The sequence below is a fragment of the Arthrobacter sp. 10N410 genome (assembly GCF_056394945.1).
On the sequence record NZ_JBFTIP010000001.1, the window covers coordinates 280,551 to 294,362 of the forward strand.

The window sequence follows — 13,812 nt, forward strand, 5'->3', positions numbered from 1 at the left end:
GAGGCATGCCCGTTCCTCGAGCACACGGGTTTGGGACATGCCCATTCCGCGGCCGCTCAGTCGAGCATGCTCATTCTTCGCGACCGCCCCTGGGGGACATGTCCATCCCTGGACGCCGGGAGTGGGCAGGATGCCGTTATGTCCATCCCTGGGCGTGAAGATCGGGCATGTCCCACGGGGAGTAAGTGCCGGGGGTGGGCATGTCCCGCGGAGAGTCAGAGCGCGGGGGTGGGCATGTCCCGCGGAGAGTCAGAGCGCGGGGGTGGGCATGTCCCGTGGAGAGCTGGCACGGGGGAGGCGCCGACGGGCTCAGGGCCGGGCGGTGAGGGTGAGCAGCACGGCCTCGGGCTTGCAGGCGATCCGGACCGGGGCGAAGCGTGAGGTGCCGATTCCGCCGGAGACATTGACCGGCGTCGTGCGTCCGTTGCTTTCCCAGTCGTGCAGTCCCTTGGCACGCCAGGTGGGCAGGTCGCAGTTGGCCACGAGGGCGCCGTAGCCCGGGACGCAGATCTGGCCGCCATGAGTGTGGCCGGCCAGCAGCAGGTCCGCGGCGTCCTCGGTGAAGTGGTCCAGCACCCGCTGGTACGGGGCATGCGCGACGGCGATCCGCAGGTGCGGTTTGGCGTCCTGGCCCTTGGTGCCGCGCGGCCAGCCGGCGTAGCGCTCGAGGCGAAGGTGCGGGTCGTCGACGCCGGAGAAGTCCACGCGCAGGCCCTTGAGCACGAGCGACTGGCAGCGGTTGGTCAGATCCACCCAGCCGCCCATGCCGAAGCCTGACCGGAGCCGCGGCCAGTCCAGCTCGACGGGGTCGGGGCGCGATTTGGACGGCCCCAGCAGGTAGGATGCCGGGTTCTTCAGCCGCGGCGCGAAGTAGTCGTTCGAGCCGGGAACGAAGACTCCCGGGAACTCCATCAGCGGCCGCAGCGCCTCCAGCAGGGGATCGACTGCCTTGGCGTGGCTGAGGTTGTCGCCGGTGTTCACCACCAGGTCCGGCTCCAGCCCGGCGAGGGAGCGCAGCCACGCGGCCTTGCGGCTCTGGCCGGGGACGAAGTGGATGTCGCTCAGGTGCAGCACTCGGAGCGGCCCGTACCCGGCCGGCAGGATGGGAAGCGACTCCTCCCGCAGCACGAACTGGTTCTTCTCCCACAATCCGTAGCCGGCAGCGGCGGCTCCCGCGGCGGCGCCGACGGCGGTGGTTACGGCAAAGCCGCGCCCGATGCTTCGGGCGCGGCTGGCCAGGGTGGTTCCGGCGGTCACGGCTTCTTACCGGGGTCGGGCTTCGGAGCCGGCGCGGGAGACGACGGTGCCGGTGCCGGGTTCTGCGTCGCCGGCGGCATGTAGTTGTTGTTGTTTTGGCCGGTGCCGTTGTTGGTCGGCTGCTGGTACGGCTCGGACAGCAGGTTCGACGGCGGATCCGGGAACGGCTCGGTGCCGTGCGAGGGGGCGATCTCGGCCATGAACTTGGAGAACATCGGCCCGGCGATCATGTAACCGTCGATGCCTTCGTAAAACTGGCCGTTGACAGTGATGTTCTGCCCGGACCGTCCCTGGTCGCCGAGCGGGTCGCCGAACCAGGCCGCCGTCGCCAGACCGGTGGTGTGCCCGACCACCCAGGTGGAGCCGTTGTTGTTCGAGGTACCGGTCTTCGCCGCAATCGGGAAGTTGGTCACGGTGGAAATGCGCGGCTGGATGAGCGAGCCGGAGCCGCGGTTCAGGACTTCCTGCAGCGCGTAGTTCACGCCGCGCGCAACCTCGGGCTTGAGGGCGTCCCGGCAGTTCGTGGCCTGGGCGGGCAGTTTGGCCCCGGTCGCATCCGTCACGGAGGTGATCGCAATCGGCTCGCAGTAGCGGCCGTCGTTGGCGAAGGTGGCGAAGGCGCTGGCCATGGTCAGCGGCGCGGTCTGGGTGGAACCGAGGAGATTCGACAGCATCGACATGTTGATCTTCGGGTTCGGTTCCTTGATCTTCCCGTTCGCATCCAACACAATCTTCTGGTTCTGGTCACGGGTGGGCAGGCCGGAGTGCAGTCCTGCCGCGTCCACGATCTTTTGGATCCCGCAGAAGTCGAGCTGCGCGGCCGAGGCGAAGGTAATGGTGTTGATCGAGTTGTAGAGACCCTTCAGCACCGTCATGGGCCTGTAGTAGTCCGGCTCCGCGTTCTGGAGGTCCTCGGCGGCACCCAGTTGCGCGTCGTGTTCCGGGGTGCTGTAGGCGCCCGTGGTGACGCCGCAGGAGTTCCGCCACTGGAAGTCCAACGGGTAGCGGCGCACGGAGCCGTCCACCACGGTATTCATGGACTTGCCCTCGTCCAGCCATTCGGCGAAAGTGAACGGCTTCATAGTGGAGCCCGGCTGGGCACCGCCGAGGCCATTAAGGTCGTTGCCCTTGTCGTCGTACTTGTCGACGTTAAAGTTCAGCTGGGTGTCGAACTTGCCCTTGGCCGGCAGCCAGGACGTGTTCTGGGCCATGTTGGTAATCTTGCCCGTCCCCGGCTCCACGGAGACCAGGGAGGCACCCCACTTGTTCGGGTTCGCTCCGGCAGCGGCGTCCACCTGCGCCTGCGCAACCTTCTGTGCCTTGGGCTCCAGCGTGGTCTTGATGGTCAGTCCGCCGCGGAAGATCTTCCGCTCGCGTTCCTTCGCGTCCGCCCCGTACGCCGGGTTGTTGAGCAGGAGGTGCAGCACGTAGTCGCAGAAGTACGGCGACGTCGGCGAGTAGGCGCAACCCTGGCGCGGCTGGGTCACCTTCGTCTTGACCGGGGTGGCGACCGCGGCGTCGTACTGCGCCTGCTTGATCTTGCCCTGGGTGAGCATGGCCTTGAGCACCAGGTTGCGGCGGACCTTGGCGTTGTCCGGGTTGGTGATCGGGTCGTAGAAGGACGGGCTGTTCACGACGCCGGCCAGGAGCGCGGCCTGAGGCAGCGTCAGGTTCTTGGCCGAGGTGCTGAAGAACAGCCGTGAGGCCGCCTCGATGCCGTAGGCATCGCGGTTGAAGAAGACGATGTTCAGGTAGCCCTCAAGGATCTGTTCCTTGGTGAACTTCTTCTCCAGCGCGATCGCCAGCTTCATCTCGCGGAGCTTGTCGCCGACGCCCTTGTTGACACCGTTCAGCAGGACCTGGTCGCCCTTGCCTTCGGACTCCAGGGAGGAGTTGATGACGTTGTTCACGTACTGCTGGGTGATGGTCGAGGCGCCCTGCTTGTTGCCGCGCGCGGTGGCGACGAGCGCGCGGAGAATACCGGTGGTGTCGACGCCACCGTGCTCGTAGAAGCGGCTGTCCTCGATGGCGATCACCGCGTCCTTGATGTACGGCGACATCTGGTCCAAGGACACGCGGGTGCGGTTCTCAAGGTAGAGGTTGGCGATGACGCTGCCGTCCGCGGCCAGGATCTTGGTCGACTGGCTCGGCGGGTCGACCTTCAGTTCGGCCGGCAGGGTCTCGAAGAACTTGATCGAACCGCTTGCGGCGTTGCCGGAGACGGCGGCCGCGGGGACCAGCAGGCCCGCCATCAGGACACCACAAATCGCGCTCACGCCCAGGAAAAGGATGAGCTTTCCGAGGGTGGTGGCCGTGTCGAATAAAGGGTTCTTACCAGTCGCCATGTTTTCCACTTTACCGGCAAGGACTAGGCTTTACTTCATGACCAAATGGGAGTACGCCACGATTCCGCTCATTATCCACGCGACGAAGCAGATCCTGGACCAGTGGGGAGACGACGGCTGGGAGCTCGTCCAGGTTGTTCCGGGCCCCGATGGAAACGGCCTGGTTGCCTACCTGAAGCGGGAGAAGAACTAGCCATGAGCACCCCCGAAACGGCGGCTCCGGCCGAGGCCGCGAGCCCCGCCACCATGGCCCAAAATGACGCCGGCACCGGCGCGTCGTCCGCCGTCGAACAGCGCCTGGCCGAGCTCGGCCTGACCCTTCCCGAGGTTGCCGCACCGGTGGCCGCCTACGTTCCGGCCGTCATCTCCGGCAACCACGTCTACACCTCCGGCCAGCTGCCTTTCATCAACGGCAAGCTCGAAGCCACCGGCAAGGTCTCCTCCGGGACCGAAGGGACCTCGGACGAATCGACCGTGTCCCCGGAAGCGGCCAAGCGCTACGCCGAGGTCTGCGCCGTCAACGCGCTGGCCGCGGTGAAGAGCGTCATTGGCGACCTGGACCGGATCACCCGGATCGTCAAGGTCGTCGGCTTCGTTTCTTCCGATCCCTCATTCACCGGCCAGCCCGGTGTCATCAACGGCGCCTCCGAGCTCCTGGGCAAGGTCCTGGGCGACGCCGGCCAGCACGCACGTTCCGCCGTCGGCGTTTCAGTTCTGCCGCTCGACTCTCCGGTCGAGGTCGAACTGATCGCTGAATTCGCCTAGAGGGCCGGTCGCTTCCCTTGCCGCACTTAGCACGACGCCTGTTTAGCCTTCCCCCGGATCTTGAGGGGGCAGCCCGCAGCTGGCTTGAACACGGCGAGCGGACCCCCCGTGCCCCCCGCTACGCCTCCTCCGTCGTCCTGTTGCGGGATTCGCCCACCGGCCTGGAGACCTGGCTGGGCTACCGACCAGGGTCCTCGCCGCTGGGCGTCCTCGCCTTTCCCGGCGGCTCGCTCGAGACGTCCGACGACGACGCCGTGGGCTGGCTTGGCCCCTCGCCGCAATGGTGGGCCGAGCAGATGGGCACGTCCGACGTCGGCCTGGCGCGACGCCACGTGGTGGGCGCCATCCGTGAGCTGTTCGAGGAAACCGGAGTCCTGCTGGCCGGTCCGGACCAGTCGACCACCGTGGAGGCAACGTCCACGGCCGAGTGGATGCGCGCCCGGGAGGCCGTCGCCGACCAGGAAAAGTCCTTCACCGACGTGCTCGCCAAGCGCGGGCTTTCGGTGCGGACCGATCTGCTCAAGCCGCTGGTGAACTGGCTCAGCCCCGACTTCGCCCACCGACGCTTCAACACCCGGTACTTTGCCGCGACCATCCCGATGAACCAGCAGCCTTCGCTGCTGGCCAGCAAGGGTGTCTGGGCGCGCTGGGTGTGCGTCCGCAAGGTCATTGCCGAGCGCGACACGACGGCGCTGGGCGATGAGGTGGGCCAGCCCAACACCGTGGGGCTGAAGCTCGGCCAGCTGCTGGTCCCGGGCTCGGAGATCATGCTGGAGAAGATGGCCGCCGCTAACGGCTGCATCGCCTACCTCAGCTACAAGCGCAAGGCCCACGCCTATCAGCCGGCCCTGGTGGAGGAAGACGGCCGGCTCATGCTGGAAGTCGAGGCCGCCAAGACCGTCGCCGGGGAACCGCAGCGGGAACGGTAGGGTCGCCCGCTTCGGCCCGACCATTGGACATGCCCATCGTTGGTGCCGAGGAGTGGGCATGCCCGTTGGGACCTGAGCTCATGGCTGGACATGCCCATTGTTGGTGCCGAGCAATGGACATACCCGTTCGGACCTGAGCCGATGGCTGGACATGCCCGCCCGGACCTGAGCCGATGGCTGGACATGCTCATCGTTGGCGCCGGGCAATGGACATGCCCGTTGGGACCTGAGCCCATGGCTGGACATGCCCATAGTTGGCGCCGGGCAATGGACGTGCCCGCCCGGACCTGAGCCCATGGCTGGACATGCCCATCGTTGGCGCTGAGGAATGGGCATATTGGGTATATGTCCATCCCTGGCGTGCAGGGATGGGCATGTCCGCCGGGCCTTCGCTCAAGGGCAGGACATGCCAGCTGGAGCCTCGCCTCGACCACCGGACATGTCTATTGCGCCGGTTGGGCATTGGACATAGTGGGTATGTGCCCACTCGTGGCATCCAAGGATGGACATGTCCCGCGGGAGCGTTGGCGAAGGATGGACATGTCCCGCCGGCCAGACCCAGATTCCGTAACGCCGGAAGAAGCCGAGAACAACACCTAAAACCGCAGAGGGCCGGCCCGKGAAAACGGGCCGGCCCTCTGTGTCTAAGGCTCGCGTTGCGGCGGCTGTGCCTAGCGGGAGCGCTGGCGGAGGCGCTGCATGTCGAGAATCACGACGGCGCGCGCCTCGAGGCGCAGCCAGCCGCGCTGGACGAACTCGGCCAGGGCCTTGTTGACGGTCTCGCGGGAGGCGCCGACCAGCTGGGCCAGTTCTTCCTGGGTGAGTTCGTGGGCCACCAGGACACCGTCCGTCGCCGGGCGGCCAAAGCGGTCGGCCAAGTCCAGCAGCGCCTTGGCCACGCGGCCCGGGACGTCCGAGAAGACAAGGTCGGAGAGCGAATCGTTGGTGCGGCGCAGGCGCCGTGCCAGGGCCTGGAGCAGCTGGGCCGAGACCTCGGGGCGGGTGCGCAGGAGGGCGTTGAGGCTCTCGTTCTTCAGCCCGGCCAGGCGGGTCTCGGAGACGGCGGTGGCCGTTGCGGTGCGCGGGCTCGGGTCGAACAGCGCCATTTCGCCGAACAGTTCGCCCGGGCCGAGGATGGCGAGCAGCGACTCGCGGCCGTCGGGGGACGTGCGGCCGAGCTTCACTTTGCCGGAGACGATGAAGTAGAGCTGGTCACCCTGGTCGCCTTCCCGGAATACCGAGGCTCCGCGTGAGAGGTCCACCTCGGTGAGTTCGTCCGTCAGCAGACGGAACGCCTCGTCGTCGAGCGTGGCGAAAAGGGGTGCGCGGCGCAATACCTCGATATCCATGAAATCTCCTGACTTACTGTGTCGGCTGGGGCGCTTCAGCCATTGTTTCAGAATTTTGAGGCTTCTGTGACGTACTTGGCACCGAAACGCGTGAAACGCCGGGCGGGTGACGGTCCGGGCCGCCTTGGGCCCCCGGCAAACTGTCAGTCCGCGCCGGTAGAATGGGGTTCCTACCAGTCACTAAGGAGCCCCGGTGTTCGGCTTGACCATCTTGGACCTGGCGTTGATGCTGACGCTCTTGTCCTACCTGATCTATGGCCTGCGCAACGGCTTCCTAGTGACGCTGGGCGGAATCGCCGGGTTCGCGGCGGGCGCCGTGGCCGCCTTCCTGTCTGTCCCGATCGTCAGCGACCTCGTCGACGATCCCGGCTGGCGGCTCACCGCGATCATTGCCACGGCCGTGCTGCTGATGATGCTGGGGCACGGCCTCGGCACCATGATTGGGCGGCGCATCCGCAGCGTCGTCAAAATCAGTCCGCTCCGACTTGCCGACCGGGTGGTGGGCGGCGGGGTCAATCTCGCCGTGTCCGCCCTCGTGATGTCCATGTTGGCCTTCAGTATCAGCGCCCTCGGCGTTCCCTTTGTTTCCCAACAGTTGGCCGACTCCAAGGTGATCGGTTTCATCGACGGCGTCACCCCCACGCCGCTGAAGACGTCGATGGCGCAGTTGCGTTCGGCCGTGATCGGCGATGGCATCCCGACCCTGTTCGAGGGTGTCGGCGGACGGGCCGTGCCCGTGCCCGACGCCAGCACCGACACCCCTCCCCTGAACAAGGCCGCCGCCTCCGTGCTCAAGATTGCCGGGACGGCCTACCAGTGCGGCCAGAACCAGACCGGAACGGGCTTTGTGGTCTCGCCCGGCCGGGTCGTGACGAACGCCCACGTGGTGGCCGGCGTCCCGGAGCCCGTTGTCGAGGTCCCGGGCGGCGGAGCCCTCCCCGGCAGGGTCGTTTACTTCGACAGCCGGCATGACCTCGCCGTCCTGGCCGTGGACGGGCTGCGCGCCGCGCCGTTGTCGCTGGGCCGCGACCTTCCGGCCGGCAGCCCGGCGGCGTTCGCGGGCTACCCGCACGGCGGTCCGTTCCAGTCCAAGCCGGCCACGGTGCGGGACATCACCACCGTCCTGGTCCCGGACATCTACGGCAACAACGCCGCTGCCGAGGATGTCTACCGGCTCGCGGGCGACGTGCAGCCGGGGAACTCCGGCGGTCCGTTGCTGACCACGGGCGGCCAGGTGGCCGGCGTCGTCTTCGCGAAATCCACCTCCGAGCCCTCGCTGGGCTTCGCCATCACCATGAACGACCTCGGCCCCGTGGCCGCAAAGGCCCCCGGGCTGGGCGACGCCGTCTCTCCGGGCCAGTGCATTAAGAAATAGCCGGCGGCAGGAAACCGGCGGGAACCGCCGGTTGGCGCCGTCAGGCCGGGGCCGCTTCGATCCACTCCAGGCTCTGGCCGTGCGGGCCGGCCATGGCCACGGGCAGGCCGTCCTCCAGCAGCAGGAAGCGGCCGCGGAGTCGGGATTCGTCCATTTCGGGAACCACGCTGGAGCCGTCCGCCTGCAGGATGACCGTGTGGCCCTCGTTCGAGATCCAGTGGCAGCCCCGGTCCGCGGCCAGCAGGGCGATGGCGTCGCGGAAACGTTCGCGGCCGGCGGCGTCGAGGTACGCCATGACGGCGCTGTGGAAGACCACCAGGGCGGTCTCCGGCGGCGCCTGCTGCGCCAATGACACAAGCTGTTCGTTGAGGTCCCCGGCCACCAGCAGCGGCGGATCCGTCCGTGCGACGGCGATCGCCTGCCGCAGCCGCTCGCGGCGGAAGTCCTGCTCCGGCCAGATCAGCGCCTCCAGCCAGGCGACGTCGTCGGGGTCCCGGATGTCCAAAGGGTTCAAATCGATGCCGGCGCGCCACACCACCGCGGGCAGCGCGGCCGGCAGCGGCACCGGGCCGGCCGTGGCGCACCGCAGCACGGGATAAGCCCCGGGCGCGGCACCGGCGGGGAGCAGCCGCGTCACGGCGCCGGAGCCGTCGTCGAACTCGTAGCCGTAGCGGTCCGGGTACAGCGTCAGTCCTGCCGAAGCGCCGACCTCGATGAGGGCCAGCGGGCGTCCCTCCGCGGCGGCGATCCGGGCCAGGGACGGGAGCAGGGCGGCGCAACGGCCGGCCTCGTTTGTCTGGGTGGACCGGGAGAGGACAATCCGGGAGACCCCGTCCCAGTGGGTATCCAGGAAGTCCCGGAACCCGGCGTAGGGGCCGATCCGGGCGCCGAGGAATCGGGCGGCGGCCAGCATCAGCAGCGGCTGGCGCTTGTTGTGCGGCCACTCGTCGATGCGCCGGATCAGCTCGGGGTCGTCCGCGATGGCCGTGGACCACTCCGCATAGCACGCGGAGTTGCCGGGCGCGTCAATGGTGCCGAAATGGCGGTACCAGTCGGCTGTCCCCGGGGGCTCCGGCGCGGGGGACATGATCAGCCCCGGCCCGCGTTCAGCTCGGCGAGGTACTCGACGGCGAAGCGGTACCCGAGGATGCCCGCGCCGGCGATCACGGCCTTGCTGATGTCCGAAAGATAGGAATGGTGCCGGAACGCTTCCCGGGCGTGCACGTTGGTGATGTGCACCTCGACGGCGGGCAGCTGCACGGCCGTTATTGCGTCCCGGATCGCCACCGAGGTGTGCGTGTAGGCGCCGGCGTTCAGGACGATGCCCACCGCCTTCCCGCGGGCGGCGTGGATGGCGTCCACGAGGGCGCCCTCATGGTTGGACTGGAAGCACTCGACGTCGAGCCCGTGCGCCGCTCCGGTGTCCTTGGCGAGCTGTTCGACGTCGGCCAGTGTGGCCGTGCCGTACTTTTCGGGCTCACGGGTGCCGAGCAGGTTCAGGTTGGGCCCGTTCAGGACCAGGATGGTGCCGCGACGGGCGTCCGAGGGGGTGGCTTCGCTCATGCCTGCCAATGTATCGCGTTGGGCCGGACCGTACCCTGCTGTTTCTTGCGGAGTTCATCAATCACGGTCAGGTCCGCGCCCGGCAGGGGTCCCCGGACCGGTTGCGAGCCGTTCTATCCGCCGCAGTGCCAGGGCGCAGACCGGGAGGTAGGCCGGTGCCCACCAGGGCACGGTGAAGGTGAGCAGACAGCCGTCGTCCTGCGGGGTTACCCGGTGGCCGGTGGCCGGGATGCCCGCAACGGACCATGACCAGTACCGGCCGGCGTCAAACCCTGTCACGGTGTACGGGAGCGCTAGCCCCAGGACGGTGCGTACCTTTCCGCGGCTGCCGGGCGCGAGTCCCGGGAGGGCACCCGCATCGGTGGCAGGTTCGACGCCGGTGATCGATGGCCCCCACGCCGGCCACTTCCCGGTGTCCGTGAGCAGCTTCCACACCACGCCGGCGGGCGCGGCAACCCGGCGCGAAACGGAGAATGTCACCCGGGCCGGCCCAGGACGGCCAGCGCGGCGCGGTGGCCGCTGACGAGCGCGCCCTGAATGGAAGCCGTCTCCCGGTGGTCGCCGCAGATGGTGATCCCGTCCGGGCCCTCCACCGGTTGCCGGGTCCGCAGCGGGGGTGGCTGCACGGGCAGGGCGTGCGCGATTTCGTGCCTTGCCACCAGTTCCCAGCCGGCCGTGGAGCAACCGAAAATGTCCCCGGCGTGCCGGAGGACGTCCGCGTCGCTGGGAACCGGCCGGCCCGCGCCGAACAGGGCAGAGGTCTGGATCAGGTGCCGGCCGGCAGGCGCGTAACTTGGTGCCGAGTTGGAGATGACGGCCGCGTTGAGCAGCGGTCCGCCGGGGCGGGTGCGGCCGTCGATGCAGAGCATGCGCGCGTCGGTGGGTGCCGAGTCGGCGGCGAACCAGTGCGTGAGCACTGCCTTCATGGCGGGCGCCTCGCTCCCGGCGAGCCTGGCCGCGTCGACCGGATCGGCGGCGAGAACGACGTGGCGGGCCCGGATGGCGGTCCCCGCGGCGGTGACCAGGGCCCCGTTCCCGTCCGGCGTGATCTTCTCCACCCGGGTGGAGGTGCGGACCGGGGCGGCCAGGGCATCCGCCAGCTGCTGCGGGAGGGCCTGCATGCCCTCGCGCGGCAGTCCGGGAACCCCGGCCGCGAAGACGCGTACCAGCTGCAAGGCAAAGTTGTTGGAGGTGCTGCCCTCGTCCTCCAGCAGTACGCCGGCGAGGAACCGCTCCACCACGGTGCGCAGTTCGCCCGAGCAGCCGGCCCGGTCGAGGGCGTCGTGCAACGCAACATCCTGGCCGCTCCGCCGAAGGGGCCCGGCGAAGGCCGGGGCGGCCCAGCGCAGCAGCCCCACGACGGCGCGGGGGCTGAGAATTCCGCTGCGGAGGGTCTGCAGGATGAGCCCCGGCTCCCGCAGGGGGTGGGCCAGGACCGCCAGGTTGTCCGGCAGCCGGACCCGGAGGCCGGCACCGAAGGCCTGCAGCGCCAGGGCGTGCACGTCGACCCACTGCCGGACCGCCGGGTACGCGGGGTTCAGGACCTGAAAGCCGCGGTCCACGAGGAAACCGTCCACCCGGTCCGTCCGGATCCTGCCCCCGACGGCGTCGGAGGCCTCCCAAACCACCACCTCGCGCCCGGCGGCCTGCAGTTCCCGGGCGCACTGCAACCCGGCCAGGCCGGCCCCGACCACCAGCACCTCGCACGAATCCGTCATGGCCGCATGATTCCGTTCCGTGCAGCCCGGCCCGGGTCCGTGCTCACTTCTTGAGCGAGTGCGCGATCTGTGCCATCACGGTGTTGTCGGCCAGGGTGGTGGCATCGCCCACCTCGCGGCCCTCGGCCACGTCTTTCAGCAGCCGGCGCATGATCTTGCCGGAGCGGGTCTTGGGCAGTTCCGGCACCACGAGGATGGTCTTGGGCTTGGCGATCGGGCCGATCTCCTTGCTCACATGGTTGCGGAGCTCCTGGACGATCGCGTCGCCCGAGTTGACCGCGTCCCCGCGCAGGATCACGAACGCCACGACGGCCTGCCCGGTGGTCTCGTCCGCCGCGCCGACGACGGCGGCTTCCGCCACGGCCGGGTGGGACACGAGGGCGGATTCGATCTCGGCGGTGGAGAGCCGGTGGCCGGAGATGTTCATGACATCGTCCACCCGGCCGAGCAGCCAGATGTCGCCGTCGTCGTCCTTCTTGGCGCCGTCGCCGGCGAAGTACATCGTTTCGAAGCGGGACCAGTAGGTGTCCTTGAAGCGCTCCGGATCACCCCAGATGCCGCGCAGCATGGCGGGCCACGGCTCGCGGATGACGAGGTAGCCGCCGGCGCCGTTGGGCACCGACTCGCCGGCTTCGTCGACGACGTCCACGGCGATGCCGGGCAGCGGGACCTGGGCGGAGCCCGGCTTGGTCGCGGTAACTCCGGGAAGCGGCGCGATCATCTGCGCGCCGGTTTCGGTCTGCCACCAGGTGTCCACGATCGGGGCCGGGTTCTCCTTCTTCTCCCCGTTCTTCCCGGCGTTGGCGCCGATGACCTCCCGGTACCACATCCACGCCTCGGGGTTGATGGGTTCGCCCACCGAGCCCAGGACGCGGATCGAGGACAGGTCCGACTTCGCCGGGATTTCCTTGCCCCACTTCATGAAGGTGCGGATGGCGGTGGGGGCGGTGTAGAGAATGGAGACCTTGTACTTCTCCACGATCTCCCACCAGCGGCCCTGGTGCGGGGAGTCGGGGGTGCCCTCATACATCACCTGGGTGGCTCCGTTGATGAGCGGCGCGTAGGCGACGTAGGAGTGGCCGGTGATCCAGCCGACGTCGGCCGTGCACCAGTAGACATCCGTTTCCGGGTGCAGGTCGAAGACCGCCTTGTGCGTGTAGGCGCCCTGGGTGAGGTAGCCGCCGGTGGTGTGCAGGATGCCCTTGGGCTTGCCGGTGGTTCCGGAGGTGTAGAGGATGAACAGCGGGTGTTCGGCGTCGTGGCCGACGGCGGTGTGCTCGGCGGACGCGGCGCCGACCGTGTCGGACCACCAGTGGTCCCGGCCCTCGTGCCAGTCGACGTCCTGGCCGTTGCGCTTGACCACCACGACGTTCTGGACGGTGTGCCCGGAACCGTCGCCCTCGTGGGCCAGCGCCTCGTCGACGGCCGGCTTGAGGGCGCTGGGCTTGCCGCGGCGGTAGGTGCCGTCGGCGGTGACCACGAGCTTGGCCTCGGCGTCGTCGATCCGGGAGCGGAGCGCCTCGGCGGAGAAGCCGCCGAACACCACCGAGTGGATCGCGCCGATCCGGGCGCAGGCCAGCAGGGTGATGACGGCCTCGGGGATCATCGGCAGGTACACGGCCACGCGGTCACCCTTGGCCACGCCGAGGGATTCGAACGCGTTGGCGGCCTTCTTGACCTCTTCGGTGAGCTGCGCGTAGGTGTAGCTGCGGGTGTCGCCGGGCTCGCCCTCGAAGTAGATGGCAACCCGGTCCCCGTTGCCGGCCTCGACGTGCCGGTCCAGGGCGTTGTACGCGGCATTGATCTCGCCGCCGACGAACCACTTGGCGAACGGCGGGTCGGACCAGTCCAACGTCTGGGTGAAGTCCTTGCTCCAGCTCAGCAGCCCGCGGGCCTGCTTGGCCCAGAAGGCCGGCCGGTCCGCGTCGGCCTCGGCGTAGTCGGCGGCGGTGACCACGGCGTTGGCTGCGAATTCGGCCGAGGGGGCGAACCTGCGGTTCTCCTGCGACAGGTTTTCGAACGCATCGCCGTGCCGGGGCGTCTGAGTCGTGGTGGCGGAGCCGGGGGTCTGCTGGGACATGGTGAACCTCATCATTCATCGATCCGTGCTGCACGGAACGTCCGTGGCCGCCGCGGCGCCGGGCCGCTTGCGCGGCATCGGGCATCGGCTGGTCACGGGCGTACCGCAAAGAGCTGTTCCGAAATACACACTAACGCCCGGGTGCGACAGAACGTGTGCCCCGTCACAAAGGGCGCCGTGAGCGGTGTTTATTAAGCGCCGAGTGGTCCGGGTGCGGGCACGGCCGGCCCGGATCGGCGTCGCACCCCGGTTTACGCGCAGGGCGAAAGGGGCCGCGCACTGGTGCTGGAGTGACGTCCGGGCAGTAGTGATCGGTCCTGCACTTGGCTAGGCTGAGATGGAGTTGTGACATCCGATGGGGGCAACAGGACCGCTGGCGGTCCTGTTTTTGCCTGCCGTTAGGCGGCACTGTCCAGAGTGCGGCCATGCTA

At 68.6% G+C, this 13,812-nt stretch carries 12 protein-coding genes; 4 read left to right on the forward strand and 8 right to left on the reverse strand.

The features are described 5' to 3' along the window. Positions 1 to 309: 309 nt before the first annotated feature. Positions 310 to 1,257, reverse strand: a complete 948-nt coding sequence (locus tag AC1DB8_RS01355; RefSeq protein WP_476891991.1) for a metallophosphoesterase — start codon at positions 1,255 to 1,257, stop codon at positions 310 to 312. Continuing rightward, positions 1,254 to 3,602 (reverse strand): transglycosylase domain-containing protein, encoded by a 2,349-nt coding sequence (locus AC1DB8_RS01360; protein WP_476891992.1) that lies wholly within the window; start codon positions 3,600 to 3,602, stop codon positions 1,254 to 1,256. The genes AC1DB8_RS01355 and AC1DB8_RS01360 overlap by 4 nt, the downstream gene beginning before the upstream one ends. A 37-nt stretch (positions 3,603 to 3,639) precedes the next feature. On the opposite strand from AC1DB8_RS01360, the gene AC1DB8_RS01365 reads away from it, so the two are divergent. From AC1DB8_RS01365 to AC1DB8_RS01375, 3 genes are read left to right on the forward strand one after another with little or no spacing between them, the layout of a single operon-like run. Then, entirely contained in the window at positions 3,640 to 3,795 is a 156-nt protein-coding gene (locus tag AC1DB8_RS01365) for a DUF4177 domain-containing protein (protein WP_175321496.1), read from the forward strand. A gap of 53 nt (positions 3,796 to 3,848) precedes the next feature. Then, on the forward strand, positions 3,849 to 4,367 hold the full coding sequence (locus AC1DB8_RS01370; protein WP_476892283.1) for a RidA family protein: 519 nt from the start codon (positions 3,849 to 3,851) through the stop codon (positions 4,365 to 4,367). A 17-nt stretch (positions 4,368 to 4,384) separates the two neighbouring features. Further along, positions 4,385 to 5,296: an NUDIX hydrolase gene (locus AC1DB8_RS01375; protein WP_476891993.1), complete on the forward strand. Its 912-nt coding sequence runs from the start codon at positions 4,385 to 4,387 to the stop codon at positions 5,294 to 5,296. Between the two features lie 671 nt (positions 5,297 to 5,967). On the opposite strand, the gene AC1DB8_RS01380 is transcribed toward AC1DB8_RS01375, so the two are convergent. After that, on the reverse strand, positions 5,968 to 6,645 hold the full coding sequence (locus tag AC1DB8_RS01380) for a Crp/Fnr family transcriptional regulator (protein ID WP_011693220.1): 678 nt from the start codon (positions 6,643 to 6,645) through the stop codon (positions 5,968 to 5,970). Between the two features lie 193 nt (positions 6,646 to 6,838). Between AC1DB8_RS01380 and AC1DB8_RS01385 the strand changes: the two genes are divergently transcribed. Then, a complete protein-coding gene (locus AC1DB8_RS01385; protein ID WP_476891994.1) occupies positions 6,839 to 8,020 on the forward strand; it encodes a MarP family serine protease in 1,182 nt (393 codons plus the stop codon). A 40-nt stretch (positions 8,021 to 8,060) separates the two neighbouring features. Here the strand turns inward: AC1DB8_RS01385 and AC1DB8_RS01390 are convergent, their stop codons facing one another. Genes AC1DB8_RS01390 through acs form a run of 5 tightly spaced genes read right to left on the reverse strand, consistent with a single transcriptional unit; the run spans position 8,061 to position 13,381 of the window. Continuing rightward, on the reverse strand, positions 8,061 to 9,107 hold the full coding sequence (locus AC1DB8_RS01390) for a DUF2332 domain-containing protein (protein ID WP_476891995.1): 1,047 nt from the start codon (positions 9,105 to 9,107) through the stop codon (positions 8,061 to 8,063). A 2-nt stretch (positions 9,108 to 9,109) separates the two neighbouring features. After that, on the reverse strand, positions 9,110 to 9,583 hold the full coding sequence (gene aroQ, locus AC1DB8_RS01395; RefSeq protein WP_441416799.1) for a type II 3-dehydroquinate dehydratase: 474 nt from the start codon (positions 9,581 to 9,583) through the stop codon (positions 9,110 to 9,112). Between the two features lie 57 nt (positions 9,584 to 9,640). Then, positions 9,641 to 10,063 (reverse strand): SRPBCC family protein, encoded by a 423-nt coding sequence (locus AC1DB8_RS01400; protein ID WP_476891996.1) that lies wholly within the window; start codon positions 10,061 to 10,063, stop codon positions 9,641 to 9,643. Beyond that, positions 10,060 to 11,301: a protoporphyrinogen/coproporphyrinogen oxidase gene (locus AC1DB8_RS01405; RefSeq protein WP_476891997.1), complete on the reverse strand. Its 1,242-nt coding sequence runs from the start codon at positions 11,299 to 11,301 to the stop codon at positions 10,060 to 10,062. The genes AC1DB8_RS01400 and AC1DB8_RS01405 overlap by 4 nt, the downstream gene beginning before the upstream one ends. A 43-nt stretch (positions 11,302 to 11,344) precedes the next feature. Then, positions 11,345 to 13,381 (reverse strand): acetate--CoA ligase, encoded by a 2,037-nt coding sequence (gene acs, locus AC1DB8_RS01410; RefSeq protein ID WP_476892284.1) that lies wholly within the window; start codon positions 13,379 to 13,381, stop codon positions 11,345 to 11,347. Positions 13,382 to 13,812 lie beyond the last annotated feature (431 nt).

Bases quoted from the DNA above. Each gene is read 5' to 3' on its own strand.
- acs (WP_476892284.1), bottom strand. From the start codon at position 13,381: ATGTCCCAGCAGACCCCCGGCTCCGCCACCACGACTCAGACGCCCCGG.
- aroQ (WP_441416799.1), bottom strand. From the start codon at position 9,583: ATGAGCGAAGCCACCCCCTCGGACGCCCGTCGCGGCACCATCCTGGTC.
- AC1DB8_RS01360 (WP_476891992.1), bottom strand. From the start codon at position 3,602: ATGGCGACTGGTAAGAACCCTTTATTCGACACGGCCACCACCCTCGGA.
- AC1DB8_RS01370 (WP_476892283.1), top strand. From the start codon at position 3,849: ATGGCCCAAAATGACGCCGGCACCGGCGCGTCGTCCGCCGTCGAACAG.
- AC1DB8_RS01390 (WP_476891995.1), bottom strand. From the start codon at position 9,107: ATGTCCCCCGCGCCGGAGCCCCCGGGGACAGCCGACTGGTACCGCCAT.
- AC1DB8_RS01405 (WP_476891997.1), bottom strand. From the start codon at position 11,301: ATGACGGATTCGTGCGAGGTGCTGGTGGTCGGGGCCGGCCTGGCCGGG.
- AC1DB8_RS01380 (WP_011693220.1), bottom strand. From the start codon at position 6,645: ATGGATATCGAGGTATTGCGCCGCGCACCCCTTTTCGCCACGCTCGAC.
- AC1DB8_RS01365 (WP_175321496.1), top strand. From the start codon at position 3,640: ATGACCAAATGGGAGTACGCCACGATTCCGCTCATTATCCACGCGACG.